Source organism: Mesorhizobium sp. NFR06, assembly GCF_900115245.1.
Lineage (GTDB): Bacteria > Pseudomonadota > Alphaproteobacteria > Rhizobiales > Rhizobiaceae > Mesorhizobium.
On sequence record NZ_FOVT01000004.1, the window covers coordinates 332,252 to 355,323 of the forward strand.

The 23,072-nt window shown below is 64.7% G+C and carries 17 protein-coding genes; 8 read left to right on the forward strand and 9 right to left on the reverse strand.

The window, feature by feature from the left end:
- Positions 1–54: 54 nt before the first annotated feature.
- The 6 genes from F3H96_RS10540 to F3H96_RS10565 form a co-directional block, all read right to left on the reverse strand.
- On the reverse strand, positions 55–636 hold the full coding sequence (locus F3H96_RS10540) for a CarD family transcriptional regulator (protein WP_095816705.1): 582 nt from the start codon (positions 634–636) through the stop codon (positions 55–57).
- Between the two features lie 371 nt (positions 637–1,007).
- Positions 1,008–1,346 (reverse strand): ferredoxin FdxA, encoded by a 339-nt coding sequence (gene fdxA, locus F3H96_RS10545; protein ID WP_149791869.1) that lies wholly within the window; start codon positions 1,344–1,346, stop codon positions 1,008–1,010.
- Between the two features lie 149 nt (positions 1,347–1,495).
- Positions 1,496–1,882: an RNA-binding S4 domain-containing protein gene (locus F3H96_RS10550; RefSeq protein WP_149791870.1), complete on the reverse strand. Its 387-nt coding sequence runs from the start codon at positions 1,880–1,882 to the stop codon at positions 1,496–1,498.
- A gap of 13 nt (positions 1,883–1,895) precedes the next feature.
- A complete protein-coding gene (locus F3H96_RS10555) occupies positions 1,896–5,270 on the reverse strand; it encodes a helicase-related protein (RefSeq protein ID WP_149791871.1) in 3,375 nt (1,124 codons plus the stop codon).
- Positions 5,271–5,983: 713 nt separating this feature from the next.
- On the reverse strand, positions 5,984–6,709 hold the full coding sequence (phbB, locus tag F3H96_RS10560) for an acetoacetyl-CoA reductase (protein ID WP_149791872.1): 726 nt from the start codon (positions 6,707–6,709) through the stop codon (positions 5,984–5,986).
- Positions 6,710–6,817: 108 nt separating this feature from the next.
- Positions 6,818–8,002, reverse strand: a complete 1,185-nt coding sequence (locus F3H96_RS10565) for an acetyl-CoA C-acetyltransferase (RefSeq protein ID WP_149791873.1) — start codon at positions 8,000–8,002, stop codon at positions 6,818–6,820.
- 305 nt (positions 8,003–8,307) lie between these two features.
- Between F3H96_RS10565 and phaR the strand changes: the two genes are divergently transcribed.
- Positions 8,308–8,901 carry a polyhydroxyalkanoate synthesis repressor PhaR gene (gene phaR, locus F3H96_RS10570; protein WP_149791874.1) on the forward strand — a complete coding sequence of 198 codons (594 nt, stop codon included), beginning with the start codon at positions 8,308–8,310 and terminating at the stop codon, positions 8,899–8,901.
- Positions 8,902–9,074: 173 nt separating this feature from the next.
- Here phaR and F3H96_RS10575 read toward each other — a convergent pair whose 3' ends face one another.
- Positions 9,075–10,217 carry a citrate synthase gene (locus F3H96_RS10575; protein ID WP_149791875.1) on the reverse strand — a complete coding sequence of 381 codons (1,143 nt, stop codon included), beginning with the start codon at positions 10,215–10,217 and terminating at the stop codon, positions 9,075–9,077.
- Positions 10,218–10,325: 108 nt separating this feature from the next.
- On the opposite strand from F3H96_RS10575, the gene F3H96_RS10580 reads away from it, so the two are divergent.
- From F3H96_RS10580 to F3H96_RS10605, 6 genes are all read left to right on the forward strand, one after another.
- Positions 10,326–11,441: a citrate synthase/methylcitrate synthase gene (locus F3H96_RS10580; RefSeq protein ID WP_149791876.1), complete on the forward strand. Its 1,116-nt coding sequence runs from the start codon at positions 10,326–10,328 to the stop codon at positions 11,439–11,441.
- A gap of 200 nt (positions 11,442–11,641) precedes the next feature.
- The gene (locus F3H96_RS10585) at positions 11,642–12,772 is read left to right on the forward strand and encodes a patatin-like phospholipase family protein (RefSeq protein WP_149791877.1); all 1,131 of its coding nucleotides are present in this window, start codon (positions 11,642–11,644) and stop codon (positions 12,770–12,772) included.
- Between the two features lie 237 nt (positions 12,773–13,009).
- Positions 13,010–14,431 carry a coniferyl aldehyde dehydrogenase gene (locus F3H96_RS10590; protein ID WP_149791878.1) on the forward strand — a complete coding sequence of 474 codons (1,422 nt, stop codon included), beginning with the start codon at positions 13,010–13,012 and terminating at the stop codon, positions 14,429–14,431.
- 367 nt (positions 14,432–14,798) lie between these two features.
- Positions 14,799–15,998: an efflux RND transporter periplasmic adaptor subunit gene (locus F3H96_RS10595; RefSeq protein ID WP_149791879.1), complete on the forward strand. Its 1,200-nt coding sequence runs from the start codon at positions 14,799–14,801 to the stop codon at positions 15,996–15,998.
- A 77-nt stretch (positions 15,999–16,075) separates the two neighbouring features.
- The gene (locus F3H96_RS10600) at positions 16,076–19,249 is read left to right on the forward strand and encodes an efflux RND transporter permease subunit (RefSeq protein WP_149791880.1); all 3,174 of its coding nucleotides are present in this window, start codon (positions 16,076–16,078) and stop codon (positions 19,247–19,249) included.
- Positions 19,250–19,396: 147 nt separating this feature from the next.
- Complete coding sequence (locus tag F3H96_RS10605) at positions 19,397–19,555, forward strand: DUF3309 family protein (protein ID WP_149791881.1); 159 nt, start codon at positions 19,397–19,399, stop codon at positions 19,553–19,555.
- A gap of 27 nt (positions 19,556–19,582) precedes the next feature.
- On the opposite strand, the gene F3H96_RS10610 is transcribed toward F3H96_RS10605, so the two are convergent.
- Positions 19,583–20,539 (reverse strand): SDR family oxidoreductase, encoded by a 957-nt coding sequence (locus F3H96_RS10610; RefSeq protein WP_149791882.1) that lies wholly within the window; start codon positions 20,537–20,539, stop codon positions 19,583–19,585.
- Between the two features lie 96 nt (positions 20,540–20,635).
- On the opposite strand from F3H96_RS10610, the gene F3H96_RS10615 reads away from it, so the two are divergent.
- Positions 20,636–21,550: a LysR family transcriptional regulator gene (locus F3H96_RS10615; RefSeq protein WP_149791883.1), complete on the forward strand. Its 915-nt coding sequence runs from the start codon at positions 20,636–20,638 to the stop codon at positions 21,548–21,550.
- Here F3H96_RS10615 and F3H96_RS10620 read toward each other — a convergent pair.
- Complete coding sequence (locus tag F3H96_RS10620) at positions 21,508–22,689, reverse strand: MFS transporter (protein ID WP_149791884.1); 1,182 nt, start codon at positions 22,687–22,689, stop codon at positions 21,508–21,510. The genes F3H96_RS10615 and F3H96_RS10620 overlap by 43 nt on opposite strands.
- Positions 22,690–23,072 lie beyond the last annotated feature (383 nt).

The following is a 23,072-nucleotide window of genomic DNA, read 5'->3' on the forward strand; positions in this document are numbered from 1 at the left end:
ACAAAAAACCCGGCGCCAGGCCGGGTTCTTCGCATTCGGTCAGAACGAAAGAGCTCAGGCAGCTTCTTCCTGTTCGGATTCTTCGTTGTCGGCCTTGGCGCCGCGCTTCGGACCCTTGTTGAGGTTGACCTCGATGAGGCGCACCGCTTCGGTTTCCGACATGCGGTTCACCGCCGCGATTTCGCGGGCCATGCGGTCGAGCGCGGCTTCATAAAGCTGACGCTCGGAATAGGATTGCTCCGGCTGGTTGTCGGCGCGATAGAGGTCGCGCACCACTTCCGAGATCGAGATCAGGTCGCCGGAATTGATCTTGGCATCATATTCCTGGGCGCGGCGCGACCACATGGTGCGCTTGATGCGGGCGCGGCCCTGCACGACCTTGAGCGCGCGGTCGACATAATCCTCTTCCGACAGCTTGCGCATGCCGATCGAGGTCGCCTTGGCGACCGGCACCTTCAGCCGCATCTTGTCCTTCTGGAAATCGATGACGAACAGTTCCAGCTTGTGACCCGCAACTTCCTGCTCATCGATCGCCACGATCTGGCCGACGCCATGCGCCGGATAGACGATGAACTCACCGGTCTTGAACCCGTGGCGAGCCGCGGTGGACTTCTTCTGCGGGGTTATCGTTGCCATTACGCCCTGAACTCCTTAGTTGTGCAGCCGGCTTCATGCCGGCTCGAATCCGTGGGGTCGGCGATAGCCGACCGTTAGCCGCACAACAGCGTGAGCCACCGGAAAAGCAGGAACCGGCAAACCGCACGAATGCGATTGCCTGCCCCAGATCGCTCTGGTCCGGATCTAAAAGCTCACCTTTCAGTGATTTGGGGCGTTAGCGCCATAAATCGACGTTGTGTCACCGGCATGTTTGGTTCATGTAACACAAAAAGTCGGAAGAATCAAGGTTTTGCTGCGTTCGCTAACGCCAAGCGGGGTCGCTGCCTGTCAAGACAGCAATCGTATCGGCCACGTTACGTCGCGTCATGCCGGCGTTGCCAGCGCCCGCATCAATCGCCCTCGCCGGGTTCCGGCGAGAAATATTTCTCGAACTTTCCGGTCTCGCCGTCGAAGGTCTTGGCGTCCGCCGGCGGCTCTTTCTTGGCGGTGATATTGGGCCATTTCTCGGCGTATTCGGAGTTGACCTGCAACCATTTGTCGAGGCCGCCCTCGGTGTCCGGCTTGATCGCGTCGGCGGGGCATTCCGGCTCGCAGACGCCGCAGTCGATGCACTCGTCGGGATGGATGACGAGCATGTTCTCGCCTTCGTAGAAACAGTCGACCGGACAGACCTCGATGCAGTCCATGTATTTGCATTTGATGCAATTGTCGGTCACGACATAGGTCATTGCAGGCTCCGGGACGACCCGATTTGCTCGGCTTTTCAGGTGAGGTAACGCCTTTGCCGGCTGCTTGCAAGGGCGGGGGTTGCGGCCGATGGCCGACGTCGGGAAATGGAACTCCAGCCGCTTGCGCTCGAGGCCCCGGTTGCGCCCGCTCAGTCGTCGCCGAGCAGTCGGTCAGTTTGCCGACGCTCGCGTTTGGTCGGGCGGCCGCTGCCTGCCTCGCGCAGCGCCGGAATGGCGTCGCGAACGGCTTCGCCCTTGGGTGTCGGCAGCGGCGATATGTCCTCGTAAAGCAGGCGCGCCTCTTGCGCCGGGCCGCGCCGGGCGCCGCAGTCGAGCACTTTCCAGACAAGGATGCGGCCCTCCAGAGTGATGGTCAGCACGTCGCCCGGCTTGACCAGATCGGAGGCCTGCGCTGCTTTGTCGCGATTGATGCGGACGCGCCCGGCAATGACGAGCTTCGCCGCCAGCGAGCGCGATTTCACGGCGCGCGAGAAGAACAGCCATTTGTCGATGCGCTGGCGACCTTCTCCAACCATCGGTACCGGCGTGCTATTTCTTCAGCTGGTCGCGCAAGGCGGCAAGCTTGGCGAAGGGCGAATCCGGGTCGAAGCGCTGCGGGCGCTCCTCGCGCGGCTTGCTCTGGAAGGCCGGCTTGCCGCCCGCGGCATTGCCCTTGCCGTCCTGCCTGCTGCCCTTCCAGTCGGGCCGGCCCTCGCGGCGGTCCGGCCGCTCGCCTTGCGGCCTGCCTTCGCGCCGATCGCCTGTCTCCGGCCTCGGCTTGAACTTCGAGCGGTCGAAGCGCGGTTTGCCGGCGCCGTCGCGCCGGCCCTCATGGGCGGGCTTGTCGCCGGGCTGGCCGCTGGCGGTGCCAGCCTGGCCGTCGCGCGCAGGCTGGCCGCTGCGCGGACGATTGTCGCGACGGTTATCGTGGCGATGGCGTGGGCGCTGGTGATCGAAACGGGCCTGCCGCCAAAGAAGGATTGGTTTCGGTTCCTCGGCCTCGGCTGGGATTTCGGCGGTGTTACCCTCCCCCTCGTGGGGGGCGCCGGCGGTGTCGGTGTCTGCAACGTCGGCGCCGTCACCCCCACCCGCGTCGCTTCGCGCCGCGACCTCCCCCATCGAGGGGGAGGTAAGCGCGTCGGCGCTTTCGACTGACTGAGCCACCGCGGTGTCTTCCTCCGCGGGTGGAGCCTCTTCCGGAGCCTCGGCCGGTACGTCTGCCGGCTCTACCGCGGCAGGCTCCGCTGCCACTTCGGCGACGGCTTCAGCCGAAGCTTCGGCTGCAGGTTCGACAGCGGCCGGCGGCTCCGAACCCTCGACCGGTGCCTCCGCAACCGTGTCCGCCACCGCAGCTCCCGCCTCGGCCGCCTGTGCAGCGCGCGTGGCCTCTTCGGCCGCCTGCTTCGCCGCGGCCGCCTCGCGGGCCGCGTTGTCCTGCGCCTCGAGCTTCGCCTTTACCTCGGCGGCGGGCTTTGCCTCGGAGCGATAGCCGAGGCCCTTGAGGATCTCTTCCATGTCGTCGGCGGTGGCGCCGAGGATCGACATCATCGGTGGCGTCACCATGAAGGCGTGGCCGTCATAGGCGCCGTCCGGGCGCTGGCCGAGGCCGGGCTTCCAGTTGGTCGCCGGGCGGATGAGGTCGGCAAGCCGTTCGAGGATATCGACGCGCACGGCGCGGCGGCCGAGGTTGCGATAGCCGGCTAGCTTGTAGAAGGTCTTGTCGAAAGCCGGATCGATGACCACCGAGGTGCGCCCCGAGGCGAGCGCATGCACAACATCGCCGAAGCCGGGCTTGTCCTTGCCGTCGTTCTTCAGCGCCCACAGCAGCGTCACCAGACCGGCCGGCGCGGGCTTGATGAGCGCCGGCACGAAGACATGGTAGGCGCCGAAGCGCACGCCGAGGCGCCGCAGCGCGGCGCGGCCTTCCTGGTCGAGCGACTTCATCTCATCCGCGATGTCGCGCCGGTTGATCAGGCCGAAATGCTCGACCAGCTGGAAGGCGATGCCGCGCGCGATGCCGCTGAGCTGGTCTGCATTCTTCAAGTCGACCAGCGGCTTCAAAAGCGTCTCGATCTGGAAATTGACGAAGCGCTCGGCGCGCGCCGCGACCTTGTCGCGGGCAGGGCCGGTCAGCTGCTCGTCGGCAAGCAGGACCAGCCGCGGCTTCAGCGCCTCGTCGGCGGCAACCAGCGTGCCGATCGGCGCGCCGATCCAGCGCAAGACGCCGTCGGAGCCGAGCGCCAGGTCGCCGTTGGCGCAGGCGGCAAAGCGCTCCGCGCGTGCCTCGAACTCGGCCGCGAGCGCTTTTTGGGCGGCAGTGCGCACCGCTTTGGCGTCTTCGCCGCCGGCGCTCTGGTCGGCGGTGAAGCGGAACCCTTGCAACTCGCCGACATGATGGCCTTCGACGAGGACGGTTCCGGTTGGGCTGATTTCGGCTTCAGGCATGGTATTTTCTCTAAGGCGCCGCATGAGGACGGAAGTCCTGCGGTCTACAAACCGTTTCGTCAACCGCTCATGCAGCGCATCCGACAATCTGTCTTCGATTTCGCGCGTCTTTTCCTGCCAGTGTAGCTGATCGGCCAGCCAGCCGGGCCGGTTGGAGACGAAAGTCCAGGTACGGATCTGCGCGATCCGGTGCGACAGCGTGTCGATATCGCCTTCGGTGGTGTCGGCGCGCCGCACCTGCTCGGCCATGTAATTCTCATCGACATGGCCATGGCGAGCAAGGTCCGTATAGATCGAGGCAACGAGGTCGGCATGCTGCGCCGGCGCGATCTTGCGGTAGTCGGGCAGGGCGCAGGCTTCCCAAAGCAACGCGACGCGCTCCTTGCCGGAGGCGAGCGCGCGGATGTCGCCATCGCGCGACAGATGCTCAAGCGCCTGCGCGTCGACGGCCGGCAGTGCCCGCGTCAGCCCCTCGACCGGCGCGTTGGTCTCGATCGAGCGCTTCAGCGCATCGAGGCTGGAAAAATCGAAATCGGCGGTTCGCCACTGCAGCACTTTCACCGGATCGAAATCGTGGCCCTCGATCTTCTGGATCAGATCATCGTCGAACGGATCGACCTGGCCGGTGACGCCGAATGTGCCGTCGCGAAGGTGGCGGCCGGCACGGCCGGCGATCTGGCCGAGCTCGGCGGCACTCAGGTTGCGGTATTGATAGCCGTCGAATTTGCGGTTCTGGGCAAAGGCGACATGGTCGAGGTCGAGGTTCAGGCCCATGCCGATGGCGTCGGTGGCGATGAGGTAGTCGACGTCTCCCGACTGGAACAGCGCCACCTGGGCGTTGCGGGTGCGGGGGGACAGTGCGCCGAGCACGACGGCGGCGCCGCCCTGCTGGCGGCGGATCAGCTCGGCGATGGCATAGACCTCGTCGGCGGAGAAGGCGACGATCGCCGTGCGACGCGGCAGCCTGGTGAGCTTCTTGGAGCCGGCATAGGCGAGGTGCGACAGGCGCGGCCGCGTCACCACCGACACGCCCTTCAACAGACGTTGCAGGATGCCATGCATGGTGGCGGCGCCGAGAAGCAGCGTTTCCTGGCGGCCGCGCAAATGCAGGATGCGGTCGGTGAAGATATGGCCGCGCTCGAGATCGCCGGCGAGCTGCACCTCGTCGATGGCGGCGAAGGCGGCGTCGGTTTCGCGCGGCATGGCTTCCACAGTGCAGACCGAATATTTCGCGCCGGCCGGGACGATCTTCTCCTCGCCGGTGATCAGGGCCACCTTGTGGGCGCCGACCTTCTCGCAGACCCGGGCATAGACTTCGCGGGCAAGCAGCCTGAGCGGCAGGCCGATGACGCCGGTCTCATGCGCGACCATGCGCTCGATGGCGAGATGGGTCTTGCCGGTGTTGGTGGGCCCAAGCACGGCCGTCACGTCGCGGCCTGAAAGGATCAGCGGCTGGGAGTGTTTCGGCTGGATGTTCATCGGCCCGGAAGTCTCTGCCGCTTTTTGGTCGGAAGCGCGACGGTGCCGCCGCGTGTGACAGCCGACACATAGGGATTTAGCACGCGAAGCGAAAGCGGAATGTTCTCTTAGGACAGTCGAGGCCGGCCGGGAACGGTCAAAATCGGCTTCTGTTAACTGCTGGAACGAGTCTGGAACGAATCAGCGACGAATCGCTGACTCAGCCTGATTCAGGTTTTGTTCACGGCTATATGTGGATTTTTTGACCATGAGTCTCACCACATGCTGAATCCCGAAACTGGCCCGATTCATGCTTGGTCTTGCCTGACCGAAGCCGGCGTTAACCTTTGCCGGCGAACGGTCGCCATCGACTTGTAGTCGGTCCTCAAGATTATGAAATTGTTGATTTTTCCTAATCGTTTTTAACGAATTCGGCGCCATTCGTGCCGTCGGCCGTTAACTTTCCGTCCAAAGCCGGAACGAATCGGCGACGAATCAGCGATGGGCGGATTTTCCCGGTTTGTTCACCCCTAGATATGGTGTTATCCACAGCTTGCCCACCGAGAACACACAGCTTGTGAACGGGTTTCGCACAGGGACTGGTCGAGGCCGTTAACCTCTGCGTGCCGAATTGAGACACGCTGTCGCGCCGACCTGCCGCCGGGCGAAAAAAGGCGGCTCCCGATACCAGGGCCGCCTCGACGACAAAGGATATCAGACGACGTACTGGGACATCAGACGAAGTACTGGCCGCCATTGGCCGTGATCGTCGAACCGGTGATGAAGCCGGCTTCGTCCGAGGCCAGGAAGACGACGCAGCGCGCGACCTCTTCCGGCTCGCCCAGACGGCCGACCGGGATCTGCGGAATGATGCGTTCGTTGAGCACCTTCTCGTCGATCGCCTTGACCATTTCGGTGGCGATGTAGCCGGGGCAGATGACGTTGACGGTGATGCCGGCGCGGGCGCCTTCTTGAGCAAGGGCCTTGCTGAAGCCGATGTCGCCGGCCTTGGCGGCGGAATAGTTGACCTGGCCGGCCTGGCCTTTCTGGCCGTTGATCGAGGAGATGGTGATGACGCGGCCGAACTTGCGGTCGCGCATGCCGCTCCACAGCGGATGCGTCATGTTGAAGACGCCGGACAGGTTGGTGTCGACGACTTCCTTCCATTGCTCACGCGTCATCTTGTGGAACATGGCGTCGCGGGTGATGCCGGCATTGTTGACCAGCACCGAGACAGGGCCGAGATCGGCCTCGACCTTGCCGATGCCGGCGGCGCAGGCGTCGTAGTCGGCGACCGACCATTTGTAGACCGGGATGCCGGTCTCGGCCTTGAACTTCGCGGCCGCCTCATCATTGCCGGCATAGTTGGCTGCGACCGAATAGCCGGCGTTCTTCAAGGCGATCGATATCGCCGCGCCGATGCCGCGCGATCCACCGGTGACGATTGCTACTTTGGACATGAAGTTCCTCCTCCCTGTTCTGGTGAATGGTCAATAGTGAATGGTGAATGGTCGAAGACGGGTCAGTTATCTCCATTCATCATTTGCCATTCACCATTCACTCGTTTTTTAGAGCGCTTCCACGCACATGGCGACGCCCATGCCGCCGCCGATGCACAGCGTGGCCAGGCCCTTCCTGGCGCCGCGGCGGCGCATCTCGTAGACCAGCGTGTTGAAGACGCGGGCGCCGGACGCGCCGATCGGGTGGCCGATGGCGATGGCGCCGCCGTTGACGTTGACGATCGAGGGATCCCAGCCCATGCCCTTGTTGACGGCGCAGGCCTGCGCGGCGAAGGCCTCGTTGGCCTCGACGAGATCGAGGTCCTTGACCGACCAGCCGGCCTTCTCCAGCGCCCGCTTCGAAGCGGGAATAGGTCCGGTGCCCATGATCGCCGGATCGACGCCGGCGGTCGCCCAGGAGGCGATACGCACCAGCGGGGTGATACCGCGCCGGGCAGCCTCCGCCTCGGTCATCAGCAGCGCGCCGGCGGCGCCGTCATTGATGCCGGACGCGTTGGCGGCGGTCACCGTGCCGTCCTTGTCGAAAGCAGGCTTCAGCTTGGTCATGGCGTCGAGCGTCGCGCCGTGACGGATATATTCATCCTGGTCGACGACGGTGTCGCCCTTCTTGCCCTTGATGGTGAAGGCGACGATCTCGTCCTTGAACTTGCCGGCTTTCTGCGCGGCCTCGGCCTTGTTCTGCGAGGCGAGCGCGAACTCGTCCTGATCGTCGCGGGTGATCTGGAACTGGCGGGCGACGTTCTCGGCGGTGTTGCCCATGTGGTAGCCGTTGAAGGCGTCCCACAGGCCGTCCTTGATCATGGTATCGATCATCTTGTAGTCGCCCATCTTGACGCCGGCGCGCAGGTGCTCGGCGTGTGGCGACAGCGACATCGATTCCTGGCCGCCGGCGATGATCACCTTGGCATCGCCGGTGGCGATCTGCTGCATGCCGAGCGCGATGGCGCGCAGGCCCGAGCCGCAAACCTGGTTGAGGCCCCAGGCCGTGGTCTCCTTCGGCAGGCCGGCATTGATCGAGGCCTGGCGCGCCGGGTTCTGCCCTTGCGCGGCGGTCAGCACCTGGCCGAGGATGACCTCGTCGACTTCCGCGGCCTCGACGCCGGACCGCGCGAGCAGTTCCTTGATGACGACGGCGCCGAGCTCATGCGCCGGCGTGGCGGCGAAACTGCCGTTGAAGGAGCCGACCGCGGTGCGGGCGGCGCTGGCGACGACGATGGCATTGGAAGCGGACATTTTCTTCTCCAGACTTCGAGGTGTCGTATTTTCGGGATCGCTTTAGGACTTTCTTGCCCGTTCGAAACCCCGAGTCAAACCGGAAATGGGCATAGCCGCCATGCGCGGCAAGCCGAGCGCGCGCCGGTTGCGGTAACATGACGTTGACCGCGCAGCGGATTTTGCAATGGCTGCGCAGCATTAATTGATGCCGCAGTGCACAAACCGCTTGGAATTGTGACGCTTTTGCGCGTATCCTCGACAAAGGGCGCAATCGTTACCGGCCGCTTACTCCGAGAGGTGCCGGTGTCCTGGGGAGGATACGGATGGCCGCAAAAGACGACCCGATCGTCATCAAGAAGTATGCCAATCGCCGGCTCTACAATACCGGCACTAGCACCTATGTGACGCTCGAGGACTTGGCCGAGATGGTCAAGAAAGGCGAGGAGTTCACGGTTCAGGACGCAAAGACCGGCGACGACATCACCCATCCGGTGCTGACGCAGATCATCTTCGAACTGGAGAACAAGGACGGGCAGAACATGCTGCCGATCCCGTTCCTGCGCCAGCTCATCGCCTTCTACGGCGACCAGATGCAGATGATCGTGCCGAGCTTCCTCGAACAGTCGATGATCGCCTTCTCCAAGGAGCAGGAGCGGTTCCGCGAGCAACTGAAAGGCGCTTTCGGCAAGGCGCCGATCGACATAATGAAGACGCCGATGAAGGCGCTCGAGGAACAGACACGGCGCAATGTCGAGATGTTCCAGAACGCCATGCGCATGTTCACGCCGTTCCCGTCCGCCGGAACCAATTCCACGGCGCCGGCCGAGCCGCCGAAGAAGGAAGAGAAGTCCGACGATCTGCAGGAATTGAAGGCGCAGATCGCGGCCATGCAGCGCAAGCTGGACACGATGTCCTGACGGGCATGTTGATATTCAGGTGAGGCCGGCCTGCGAACGACGGCCTCCTGCGCTTCCGGTGCTCACGTCCTTTAAGTACGCTCCGCTCCGGTTCTCGGAAGCCATCGTTCTCGACTCGGCCTGACCTGAATCTCGACACACCCTACGGCGCTTCATTGCAAGGCTGGTCACCACTACGTCCCGGCAGGCCCGTCATAACGGGCGCGCGGCCTGATCTGTCTGTTGCTGGTCACCTGCTCGACGGCATGCGCCGTCCAGCCGACGCTGCGGCCGAGCGCGAACAGGTGGAAAGGCGCATCGGCCGGAAGATGCAGGCGCCGGGTCAGCGCGGCCAGCGCGAAATCGGCATTCGGATGCATGCCGGTCGCGGCCAAAGCGGCATCGCGCAGACGCAACAGCCCATCGTCGACCTTGAAATCGGACAGCAAAGCCCCGGCGCGCGGATCGCCTTCGGGGTAGAGCTGGTGGCCAAATCCGGGCAGCGGCCGGTCGTGGGCGAGCCAGCGGGCGATCGCTTCGTCCGGTCCCAATCGCTCGGCATCCTCGACAAGGGCGATCGCGGCGGCGCCCGCGCCCCCGTGGCGCGGGCCGGTAAGGGTGGCGAGGCCCGCAAGCAGGCAGCCCGCTATCGGTGCGCCGGTGGAGGCCGCGACGCGCGCGGCGAAAGTCGAGGCGTTGAGCTCGTGATCGGCAAACAGCACGAGAGCCTTGCGGATGAGACCGGCGCCAGCGGCGTCGACCGACCAGCCCCGCGCCAGCCTTTCATGCACCGGCTCCGAGCCTGGCGCGGCGCCCAGCGCTGTGGCGAGCGCGCTGGTAGCGGCGGCGCCGTCCTGCTGCAGCATGGCCGGCCGGCGGCCGAGCGAGGGCCAGCCTTCGGCCGCTAGCGCCGAGAGCCTGGCGAACGCCGTTGGCGTGCCGCCTTGCCGAACGGCTGAAGGGGTCAGCGAAGCGAACGACACCGGACGGTCGGAGGCCCACAGGAGCTGGGCAGTCTCCTCGAGTGTCGCGGTCGTCGAAAGGCTAACCGCATCCTTCCCGCGATAGACGAGGCGGCCATGCAGAACTGTCGAGATCGAGGTGGTGATGGCCGGCTCGCCCCAGGCGATGGCACTTTCGGCGATCGCTGCCGGGCTGCGTCCGCGCGCCCGGCGGGTGGCGAGCGCAGCGATGTCGTCGGCCCGGTATTGGCTGCGGCGCGGATCGGTGTCGTCGGGCCTCATGCCGATACGGCCGCGGCTGACATAGGCGTAGAGCGTCTGCGGCCGGACGTTGAGCCGGGCCAGCGCTTCCTCCCGCGTCAGCCATTCCCACATATCGTTCCGCGCCTTACATTGATTTGATTGATCAACATTGATGTATTGATTCCCCAGCATTATTGCAATGTACAAAATTTGCAATGCCAAAGCCCAAGGAGACAGGTCATGGCAAACGGACTCGATGATGTTGTGGCGGCGGACACGGTGCTTTCCGATGTCGACGGCGCGGGCGGACATCTCACGGTCCGCGGCCATTCGCTGAAGGAGCTGGCCGGTCACTGGCGCTACGGCCAGGTGGTCCGCCTCCTGTTCGACGGTTTCTTCGATGAGCTTCCTGGTGACGCTGAACTGGAAAGGGCGATCGGCAGCGCGCGTGTCGAGGTTTTCGATCGACTGCAGCCGATGCTCGCCGAGTTCGTGCCGCTCGATATCTACAGCGCCATGCGCGCCGGCATGGCCATGCTGCCCGACGGCGAGGAGCTTGCCGACGCGCTGCGGCTGATCGCGGCGCCGGCGGTGCTGACGCCGGCCCTGCTGCGGCTCGGCGGCGGCGAGACGCCGGTCGCGCCTGACGAAAAAGCCGATCATGCCGGCGATATGCTGCGGATGCTCGCCGGCGCCGCATCGCCGGCGCTTGCCAGGGCGCTCGACACCTACCTGGTGACTGTCTGCGACCACGGGCTCAATGCCTCGACATTCGCGACGCGGGTGGTGGCGTCGACGCAGGCGGGCTTGACCTCGGCGATCCTGGCCGGGCTCGGCGCCCTCAAGGGTCCGCTGCATGGCGGCGCGCCGGGGCCGGTGATCGAGATGCTGGACGCCATCGAGGCGAGCGGCGATGCCGCCGCCTGGCTGCGCGGCGAGATTGCGCGCGGCGAGCGCATCATGGGCTTCGGCCACCGCATCTACCGCGTGCGTGATCCGCGCGCCGACGTGCTGAAGGCGGCCTTGCGGCAGCTCGGCTCGCGCAAAGAGACGAGCGCCGGAAAGATGGGCAGCGGAAAGATGGACAGCAGGCTGGCTTTTGCCGAAACGGTCGAGCAAGCGGCACTCGAAGTACTCAGGATCGCCAAGCCGCAGCGTTCGATCCAGACCAATGTCGAATTCTATACGGCCCTGCTGCTCGAAGCCGCCGGTTTCCCGAAAGAAGCGTTCTCCAACGTCTTTGCCGCCGGCCGTGTCGCTGGCTGGATCGCGCACGCGCGCGAGCAGCAGGCAACTGGGCGGCTCATCCGGCCGCAATCGCGCTATGTCGGGCCGGTGCCCGATCTCGTCGCCTGATGTTGCGGTGAGCTTGCTGCAACCTCTCCGCTCCTGGGCGGACGGAGAGGTTTACACGACCGAAAATTCAGCGATCACGCTTGTGTGTTCGTGTTCTTGCCTTGGTCAGCCCTTATATGCTGCACTGCAACATAGGCTGACTGTGCCGTGCCCGTCCAAATGACCCAGGGGCAGGCCGGCACATCGAGACAAGGAACGCCATGGCGAAGAACGGCAAGGCGGAGGAAAAGAAGAAGATCAACATTGCGCTGCAGGGCGGCGGCTCGCACGGCGCATTCTCCTGGGGCGTGCTCGACCGTCTGCTCGAGGATGGGCGGTTGGAGATCGCGGCGGTGTCCGGCACCAGCGCCGGCGCCATGAACGCGGTGGCCCTGGCCGACGGTTTCGTGCGCGGCGGCATCGAGGGGGCGCGCAAAAAACTCGACGATTTCTGGCGCGCGGTGGCGGCGAAGGGCCGCTTCAGCCCGGTGCAGCGCATGCCGTGGGACGTCGCCTGGGGCAACTGGTCGATCGAGAACACGCCCGGCTACGTCTTCTTCGACACGATGTCGCGGGTGTTTTCGCCCTATGTCGCCAATCCGCTCGGTCTCAACCCGCTGCGCGACGTGGTAGGCGAGGAGATCGACTTCGGCAACGTGCGCGCCTGCAAGTCGATGGAACTGTTCATCTCGGCGACCAACGTCGAAACAGGGCAATTGCGTGTCTTCTCCGACGGCGAGATCGACCTCGACACGGTGATGGCGTCGGCCTGCCTGCCGCAACTGTTCCAGGCGGTCGAGATCAAGGGCGTGCCCTATTGGGATGGCGGCTACGGCGGCAACCCGGCGCTCTATCCGTTCTTCAAGACGGCGGCGACCGAGGACGTGCTCTTGGTGCAGATCAATCCCGTGGTGCGCGAAGGCACGCCGAAAAGCGCCAACGAGATCCAGAACCGCATCGACGAGATCACCTTCAACGCAGGGCTGCTGCGTGAATTCCGCTCGATCGCCTTCGTCAAGGAACTGATCGCCGCCGGACGCCTTCCGCATGGCGAATATCGCGACATCCGCATGCACCGCATCGATGCCGACGAGGCTTTCAAGGACCTCTCGGCGTCGTCCAAGGTCAATGCCGAATGGGCGTTCATCGCCTATTTGCGCGATCTCGGCCGAAGCGCGGCGAGCGACTGGCTGGAAGAAAACTACGACGCCGTCGGCAGCCAAGCGACACTCGATCTTTCGGGCGAGCTCGACGACGGCTTCAAGCCGTTGCGCGGCCCGGCGCCGGGTCGCCGGGTCAAGGAGTTCCTCGCCGCGCGCATCAAGCCGGAATCCGCGCGCCGCCGCGCCTGATAGCGGGGTCGTCCGCGCCGCGCGACAGTTCGGTCGGGATTTGATGCACGGCCGCCTCGCAAAGGTGTGGCGGGTGAAAGGCGCTCGCAAGAACCACGCGAGCACCGGCTGGTTCCGCCGTCCACGCCGATTCGGCTGATGACTGTTCGCAGGCGACTTTCCGCAACGGAACCGGCGTAACGCTGGATTCGATTGTCCGGGCGGGCTAACTTACCTGAACGTAAAGGGGAGGTAGCGATGCTGCAGACCAGACAGAACGCCCTCGGGGTCAGGTTTGAAGCGCAGTGCCGAGCCTTCGAGAAAGAGCCGTTCCCGTCGCTCGAGCGACGCAAAGACCGGCTGAACCGCCTGCTTTCGCTCACCGAAAAGCATGAGGCTGAGATTTGCGCGGCGATCGACAGCGATTTTTCCGCCCGCTCGGCGCAGGAAACGCGGCTTGCGGAATTGTTCGTCGTTCGCGCCGGCATCAGGCATGCGCTGTCGCATCTGCGCGGCTGGATGCGCGAGCGCGGCGTCGCCACCAGCCTGCCGTTCATGCCCGGCCGCAACCGCCTTCTGCCGCAGCCACTCGGCGTCGTCGGCATCGTCTCGCCCTGGAACTATCCGTTCCAGCTCGCCATCGCGCCGGCGACCGCGGCACTGGCGGCCGGCAACCGCGTGCTGATCAAGCCGTCGGAGCTGACGCCGAAATTCTCGGACCTGCTCGCCAGCCTGGTCGAGACATATTTCGCCGCCGACGAGGTCAGCGTGGTGGTCGGCGATGCCGAGGTCGGCAAGGCGTTCGTGTCCTTGCCTTTCGACCACCTGTTGTTCACCGGCTCGACGGCGGTCGGCCGCCAGGTGGCGCTGGCCGCCGCCGCCAATCTGACCCCTGTCACGCTCGAGCTCGGCGGCAAGTCGCCGGCGATCTTCGACCCGTCGTGCGATCTCGACGCGGCAGTCGCCAGCGTCGCCTATGGCAAGCTGCTCAACGCCGGCCAGACCTGCATCGCGCCGGACTATCTCATGGTGCCGCAAGGCCAAGGCGCGGCGATTGCGGCCAAGTTCGCCGCCGCCATGGGGAGGCTCTATCCGCGCTTGGGCGACAATCCCGACTATACGGCCATCGTCAGCGAGCGGCATCATCGGCGGCTGAACGACATGGTCGCCGAGGCGCGCGACAGCGGCGCCGAAATCACCGAGGTCAATCCGGGGAATGAGAAGCTCGGCGTTACCGACCGCAAGATGGCGCCCGTGCTGGTCCGCAATGCCGGCGAGAATTTGCGGCTGATGCGCGAGGAAATCTTCGGGCCGGTGCTGCCGATCGTCGAATACGGCACGGTGGACGAGGCCATCGACCATGTAAACCGGGGCGAGCGCCCGCTGGCACTCTACTGGTTCGGCAACGACAGCGCCAATCGCCAGAGGGTGATGCAGGAAACCGTGGCCGGCGGCGTCACGGTCAATGACTGCATGATGCATCTGGTGCAGGAGCGGCAGCCTTTCGGCGGCGTCGGCGACAGCGGCACGGGCGCCTATCACGGCGAATGGGGCTTTCGCACCTTCAGCAAGCAAAAGCCGATCTTCATCCAGTCGAAGCTCAGCGCCGGCGGCCTGCTGCGCCCGCCCTACGGCAGAACCTTCGAGCGCATCTTCCGCTTGCTCAATCTCATCACTTGACAGCTTCGAGCCGCGATGGCGGGAGGCGGGACCGCACTCCGATCGGGCAATTGCCCTGTCGATGGAAGATTTTTTGCATCATGCTGACGGCTGCTGCCAGTAACCCAAGGTAAGCTGCGGGAAATTAATCGGCGCACCAGCAAAAGCCGCAGTCGGCAGGCAGAAAAGCCCATGTTTGTCGAGGTACAGTATTCCACCACGCAATGATCCTGCAACTTTTCCGGCTATATTGCGCCCCAACTTTGAGGTAGAAGCGCGCTTTCGCCGATCACGGCAAATTGAACCGGGCCCCGCGCGCACCCATATCGGCCGCGCGCCCGAAGTCGGGAGCGCCGACCTCGCCAGGCCCAGCAACGGAAAAATGACGATGCCGAAATTCAGGTTTCACAAGCTTGCAGCCATCGCCGTGCTCATCGGATTCGCGGCCTGGATGGGAACGGGCGAATTTTCGTCCGTCGGCAGCGCAGCCGACAAGTCGGTTACCACCGACAAGCACGCCGGCGCCGGCAAGTCGGCGGAGCCCGGAGCCGGGCAGCCGGAGGCCGCCAAGCCCAAGACGGCGCAAGCCGAGCCCAAGGCCGCACCGCGCACGGTCGCGGTGGTGACGCCGCCGCGCAAGACCTATGCGCGCGCCATCCGCATCTCCGGGCTGACCGAGGCGGACAAACGCGCCGTGCTGGCGGCACGCGTCGCCGGCGTCATCGACAAGCTGCCGGTCAAGCAGGGCGATCACGTCAAGACCGGCGACCTCGTGCTGATGCTCGCGGCGGAAGAGAAGATCTCCAACGTCGACAATGCCAAGCAGCTTCTGGTGCAGCGCAAGGCCGAGCTCGACGCCGCAGAGCGGTTGGCCAAGACCGGCAACCTGCCGAAACTGCAGCTCGACACCGCGCGCTCCAATCTGACCCTGGCGCAATCCCAGCTGGATACCGCGCAGGCCGAACTCGACCGCAACGAGGTCAAGGCGCCGTTCGACGGCGTCATCGATCGCATTCCGGTGGAGCTCGGCAGTTCGGTGATGCAGGGCGGCGAGGTGGCGACGGTCCTCAAGCTCGATCCGGTGATCGCCCGCGGCGAAATCAGCGAGCGCGACCTGCGCTACGTCAAGATCGGCGACGAAGCCGATGTCCGCCTGGTCAACGACCAGAAGGTCACCGGCACCGTGCGCTACATCAGCCGCGATGCCTCGTCGCAGACCCGCACCTTCCGTGTCGAAGTGGCTATCCCCAATGCAGACGGCTCCATCCCCGCCGGCATGACGGCCGAGATCACGCTCAGCGCCGAGCCGACCAATGCGGTCATGCTGCCGCGCTCGGTGGTGACGCTCGGTGACAAGGGCGACCTCGGCATCCGTGCCGTCGGCAACGACGACAAGGTGGCGTTCTTCCCGATCGACCTGGTCGACGATACGCCACACGGCCTGGTGCTGGGCGGCATTCCGGACGAAGCGCGCATCATCGTCGCCGGCCAGGAACTGGTCAAGGAAGGCGACCTGGTGAAGCCCGTTGAAGCCGACCAGGCGACCATCAACAAGCTGATCGGCGAAGCCACCGCCGGCACCCAGTAGCGCGACCGCTTGGCGCCGGCTCGACCGGCACCGCTGACCAGTGTCGCCGCTTCCCTAGAAAACAGCAAGCATAAGTCATGGACATCGTCAGACTCGCCATCAACAACGCCCGCCTCACGATCTCGGCGCTGATGTTCCTGCTCGCAGCGGGCTGGGTCGCCTATCAGTCGACGCCGAAGGAAGCGGAGCCGGATGTTCCGACCCCTTATGTTTACATAAATGTCGCCTATCAAGGCATTGCGCCCGAAGACGCTGAAAGACTTCTGCTTAGGCCTCTAGAGGCAAAGCTCAAAAGTCTCAAAGGGTTAAAGGAGATGAAATCATCCGCCTATCAGGGCGGCGCCTTTGTCTTTCTTGAGTTTTTGCCGTCTATAAAAGTCGACACCGCGGTGACTGATACACGCTCGAAGGTTCAGGACGCGAAGGCTGACCTGCCCCAGGCGGCAGAAGAACCGGTTGTTACCGAGGTCAACATCTCTGAGTTTCCCGTCCTGGTCGTGACGCTGTCCGGCGATGTGCCCGAGCGTGTGCTGACGGCGGCGGCGCGCGAACTGCGCGACCGCATCGAGGAAGTGCCGGGCGTTCTTGAGGGCACTATACAAGGCGCGCGCGACGACCTGGTCGAAGTCGTCATCGATCCGGTGAAGCTTTCCTCCTACGGGCTGCAGCTCGACCAGGTGATCCAGGGCGTCGGCGCTTCCAACAGCCTGGTCGCTGCCGGCAATCTCGAAGGCTCGGAAGGCAAATACGCGGTCAAGGTGCCGTCGCTAATCGAGACGCCCGAGGATGTCGCCAACCTGCCGGTCGTAGCCACGCCGAATGCCGTGGTCCGGGCCAAGGACGTCGCCACGATCCGCTCGACCTTCAAGGACGCCGAGACGGTGACCCGCCTCGACGGCAGGCCGGCCATCGCCATCGAGGTGAAGAAGCGCATCGGCGCCAACCTGATCGATACGCTGACCCATGTCAGGGAAGTGTCCGATAACTTCATCAAATCGATGCCGGAAGGCATGCATGTCACCTACACGCAGGACAAATCGGTCTTCGTCAACCAGCTGCTCGGTGACTTGCAGAACCATGTGATGATCGCCGTCATCCTGGTGTTCATCGTCATCCTCTATGCGCTGTCGGGGCGGGCGTCGCTGCTCATCGGGCTTGCCATCCCGTCGTCGTTCCTGATGGGCATCCTGCTGCTCGCCATGATGGGCTATACGATCAACATGATCGTGCTGTTCAGCCTCATCCTGGCGGTCGGCATGCTGGTGGACGACGCCATCATCGTCACCGAATTCGCCGAACGGCGCATGAGCGAGGGCATGCCGAAGGCGGATGCCTTCGCGCTGGCCGCCAAGCGCATGGCCGGCCCGGTCATCGCGGCGACGATGACGCGCATCGCCGCCTTCTCGCCGCTGCTCTTCTGGCCCGGCATCATCGGCGACTTCATGAAATACATGCCGATCACGCTGATCGTGACGCTGTCGGCCTCGATGCTCTACGCGCTGGTCTTCGCGCCGACTTTGGGCGCGATCTTCGCCAAGGCGCCGGAGCATCACGAAAGCGATCATCGCGACGGCTGGTACATGGCCGTCGTCAAGCAGGCGGTGCGCTTCCCGGTGACCGTCATCCTGCTCACCGTCGGCTTGCTGGTCGGCGTCGGCTTCGCCTATTCGAAATATGGCGCCGGCGTCGAGTTCTTCCCAAGCGTCGAGCCTGACTACGGCCTGCTTTATGTGCATGCCCGCGGCAACCTTTCGCTGGCCGAAATGGACGCCGCCACCAAGACGGCGGAAAACCGGCTGCTCGGCTGGCCGGGCGTGAAGTCGGTCTATACCCGCGTCGGCAAGACGCAAGGCGGCGGCCAGGACATTCCGGAAGACGTGGTCGGCGTCATCCAGTACGAATTCGTCGACTGGCGCGAGCGCAAGTCCGCCAACCAGATCCTCGACGACCTGCGCGGCGTGATGGCCGGCATTCCCGGCGTCGATGTCGAAGTGCGCGTGCCGGAAGCCGGGCCGCCGACCGGCAAGCCGATCCAGATCAGGTTGTCGGCCGCCGATCCGGCCGGGCTCGACGACAAGGCGCGCGCGGTGGCGGCGCGCATCGCCAAGATCCCCAATGTCATCGACATTTCGGACGGCCTGCCGCCGCCCGGCGTCGACTGGGCGATCGAGGTCAATCGCGCCAAGGCGGCGCAATACGGCATCAGTCCGACTTCGGTCGGCACGGTGGTGCAACTGGTGACCAACGGCCTCAAGCTCTCGGAATACCGGCCGGCCGGCGCCGACGATGCCGTCGACATCCGTCTGCGCCTGCCGGAAGACCGGCGCACGCTGTCGACGCTCGACGAGCTACGGGTGCAGACCTCGCAAGGGTCGGTGCCGATCTCGAACTTCGTCGTGCGCAAGCCTGAACCGACCGTCGGTATCCTGAACCGCATCGACGGTGCGCGCACCGTGGTGGTGCAGGCCAATGTCAGCGCCGGCGCGCAGGTCGCGGCTGTACAGGAGCAGGTCACCAAGGCCGTCGCCGACATGGATCTGGGCAGCGGCGTTCGCTGGAAGCTGGCCGGCTCGAACGAGGACAGCGCGGAAGCCAGCGCCTTCCTCGGCAAGGCGTTCGGCGCGGCGATCTTCCTCATCTTCCTGGTGCTGCTTGCGCAGTTTAACAAGTTCACCAGCGTGTGGCTTGTGCTGTCCTGCGTGGTCATGGCGACGATCGGCGTGTTCCTCGGATTGCTTCTGACGGGCGAGGCCTTCGGCATCGTCATGTCGGGCATCGGCGTCATCGCGCTCGCCGGCGTGGTGGTGAACAACAACATCGTGCTCATCGACACCTATGACCGGCTGCGCGAGGAAGGCTGGGACAAGATGGACGCGGTGCTGCAGACCTGCCGCGAGCGCGCCCGTCCGGTGGTGCTGACGGCGGTATCCGCTATCCTCGGCGTGCTGCCGATCGCCTTCGGCCTCGGCCTGGAAATCTTCCATCACGAGACGACGATCAACGCCCCATCGACGCAATGGTGGATCTCGCTGTCCTCGGCGATCGTCTTCGGCCTCTCCTTCGCCACGCTGCTGACGCTGGTGGTGACGCCTTCCATGCTGATGGTGTTCACCCGCGCCAAGGTGAAGCCCGGTCAGCGCAACTGGTTCAGCCGCCTGTTGCGGCGCGGCAAGGGCAAGGCCTCGACGGGTGAACCGGTCGTGGAGGCCGGCGCCGAGCCTGCGGTCGCCTTCCCGAAAGCCGCGGAATAGAGCGCGTTCAGAACCCGACGACAAAAGCCGCCCGGGAACAACCGGGCGGCTTTTTGCATTGTCCCTTCGAGGTCAATTACGCATCTCGCCCAAACGTGTGCAGCGGTTTTGGGACGGCGGCATGCGTTATCAAGGGCGAGGGTTCTCATGGCGATCAGCACAATTCTCATCATCATTCTGATCCTGATCCTGATCGGAGCGGTGCCGGCCTGGCCGCATTCACGATCCTGGGGCTACGGGCCGTCCGGCATCGTCGGCGTCATTCTGGTGGTGCTGCTTATCCTGCTGTTGATGGGCAGGATCTGATCTCGACAATGAGGCGGCCGGACACTTTCAACCGGCCGCTTTATAAGGCACGAGGGCGATGCCGATATCCTGAAGGGCTTGTTTCACCGCCTGTTCGAGCGGGGTGTGCGGAATTTCGCCGATGACCTCGGCCAGCCGCGTCGAGACCAGCCGATGCGCTTCGAAGCGCAAATAGGACATCGAGACGATCTCACGCCACATGGCCACGAACGGGCTGCCGGCGCGCAGCACCCACCAGGGCATGAACGAGAGCTTCAGCTTGCGACCCAGCGCCTTCTCCGCCGCGGCCTTCATGTCGAGGTCGGTGATGGCGTGGCCGGGGAAGTTGATGGCTTCGTAAAAGCCGAGCTTGCCAAGGTTGCGGGCCAGGCCGACGAAGCCGACGGCGAAGTCCGGCGGATAGGCCCATTCATGGGTAAGGTCGGCCGGGCCGGGCGCGGTGTAGACGCCCTTGCTCATCTTGGCGGCAACGACGAGGTCGAACCAGGAGCCGCTGCCGGTGCCGCCGAAGAAATCGCCGGCTCTGAGGACAATGGTGCGGACGCGGCCGGCTTCCGCCTCGCCGCGGAACAGGTCTTCCATGGCGCAACGGATGCGGCCCTTTTCGGTGGTCGGATGAAACGGCGTCTCTTCGGTGATCACCGCCGGCATCGGCGAACCGTAATTGTAGACGGTGCCGGGGAAGAGATGCAGCGCGTTGTTGGCATGGCAGGCGGCCATGACGTTCTCGGCCATCGGCAGGCACTTGCCCCAGTCGGTGTAGATCGGGTTCAGGCCGTTGAAGATGATGTCGGCGCCTTGCGTTGCGCGGCTCAGGGACTCACGATCCAGCGCGTCGCCGGCAACGGCGACAGCGCCCTTCATCTCTGCCGGAACCTTGCCGGTGCGTGTGACGGCGCGGACATCGAAACCGGCGTCGATGAAAGCCTTGCCAACCACGCGGCCGAGCCGGCCATTGGCGCCCAGAATTGCGATCTTGGTCATTTGCTTTCTCCGTTGTTCGCGTTTGCCTCGCTAATCTGATGCGCCCGAAGATGAATTAAAATTGACTGAGATTGGCGATCTGTTATTCAAAAATGAATGAAGGAATTCGACTGGAACCTGATCAAAAGCTTCGTCGCGGTCGCCGAGAGCGGCAGCCTTTCGGCGGCTGCGCGCAAGCTCTCGGCCAGCCAGCCGACGCTCGGCCGCCATATCGCCGAGCTGGAACTGGCGCTCGGCGTCACGCTGTTCCGGCGCGGTCGGCGCGGCTACGAGCTGACCGAGGCCGGCAGCGCGCTCTATGAGCGCGGACGGGCGGTGAGCGAAGAGGCCATTGCCTTTTCCCTATTGGCGCTGGGCGCGGTCGAGGCGATCGAGGGTACCGTGCGCATCGCCGCCTCGGAGGTTGTCGCGGCCTGCGTATTGCCTGAAATGATGGCCCGCCTTGGCGAGGAAGAGCCGGGCATCGAGGTCGAGATCGTCGCCTCGAACCAGGTCGAGAACCTTTTGCGCCGCGACGCCGACATCGCCATCCGCATGGTCCGGCCGGCGCAGAACGAACTGGTGGCGCGCAAGGTCACCGACATCGCGCTCTGCCTGTGCGCCGCCAGCTCATACCTCGACCGGAGCGGCCGCCCCGAAAAGCCCACCGACCTTGCCAATCACGCGCTGGTCGGCTTCGACCGCAGCGACGAGATCATTCGCGGCTTCACCTCGTTTGGCATTCCGGTGGGCCGCAGCCATTTCCGCTTCCGGACCGACAATCAGATCGTGCTGTGGCAAGCGGTGCGGGCCGGCAACGGCATCGGCATCGGCCAGGAACCGTTAGCCGACCGAGACCCGGATCTGGAAAAGCTGTTGCCGGGCGTGCCCCTGCCGAACCTGCCGGTCTGGCTCGCCATGCATCGCGACGTGCGCACCAGCGTACGCATCCGCCGCGTGGCGGATTTCCTGCATGAGGCGTTGAAGCGCTATTCGGCCGCCAGCGGCTCGGCAGCGAATTCGGCCCTGTAAGCCAGTCCGGCCATCAGCAGGACGACGACCAACAGTCCGGAAAGCGCGATGAAAATCGGTCCGAAGCTCGAGCGCTCGGCGACGAAGCCGATCGCCGACGGCGCCACCAATATGCCGGAATAACCCATGGTGGTGACGACGCTCATCCCGGTGCCCGACGACATGCCTTCCTGGTTGCCGCCGGCCGAGAAGATGATCGGCACCATATTGGCAATGCCGAAGCCGCAAAAGGCAAACGCGGCAATGGCAAGGTAAGGCGAGGGCGAGAGGCCGGCGACCAGCATGCCGGCGGCGGCGATCAGCGCCGAGCCGCGCAACGTCGCCACCGCGCCGAAGCGGTTGCGCACGCCGTCGCCCAGGAAACGCATCAGCGCCATGACGCCGGAGAAGGCGGCATAGGCGAGGCCGGCAATCGCCAGGTCGGCGCCAAGCTCCTGGTGCAGGAAAAGCGCCGCCCAGTCGAGCACCGCGCCTTCCGAGATCATGGTGAGCAGCGCCATCAATCCGACCAGATAGACCGTCGCGTGGCGTGGCAGCGTGAATTTCCGGTGCTCGACGGCCCGCGGCCGCTCCTCGGCGACGAGATAATTGATGGCAATGGCGACGACGGCAAAGGCGATCACCGTCACCATGATCGCATGGGAGAGGTAGCCGTAACTCTCGATGGTGTAGCCGCCGAGCGCGCCGCCGGCGAAACCGCCAAGGCTCCAGAAGCCGTGCGAGGACGACATGATCGCGCGCGACAGCCTGCGTTCGACGACCACGGCATTGGAGTTCATCGCGACATCCATGCCGCCGATCGAGCCGCCGAAGATGAGCATGGCAATCGCCGCAAGGGGAACGTTTGGCGCAAGCGCCACGATCAACAGGCCAAAGCTGCCGCAGATGCCGAACAGCCGCGTCACCGTGCGCGAGCCGTGCCTGGAAATGAGATGGCCGCACCAGGTCATGGCAATGACCGCGCCGACGCCGAACAAAAGGATCAGCAGGCCGAGCGTGAATTTCGAGATGTCGAGGCGGGTGAGGAACACCGGAATCTGCGGCGCCCAGCTGCCGGTGAGGAAGCCGTTGGCGAGGAAAATGCCGGCAACGGCCCAGCGGCCGCGCGTCGCGGCCTGCATTGTGGTTGGCATGCTCATGCTCTGAAATCCGGTGCGCCGGTGGATTTGCGCGGCAAATTAGATCGATTCAATCTGTAGTCAAGAACTGCTCCCTCGCGAGTGGTTGGGCCAGAAGCGAGCGGACCGAGGGCCGGTTTCGTTCGTGACAGATTCTGCTTTGGAGGTTGGCAGAAACGCTTTCTCGTTCGTCATCCACGGGCGGAGCAAGGAGCGAAGCGACGCGCGCAGACCCGAGGATCCATTCCGTGACTTCGAGGCGTCGCAGCGGCGCAGGCTTTGGCACCGTAGCGTCAGCGGTATGCATCCTCTTTTCTGGACCGTAGCATTCCTCCGCAGGCGTAACGGCGCGCGTCGCTTCGCTCCTTGCTCCGCCCCAGAATGACGAAGCCGCAGGGGCGAGC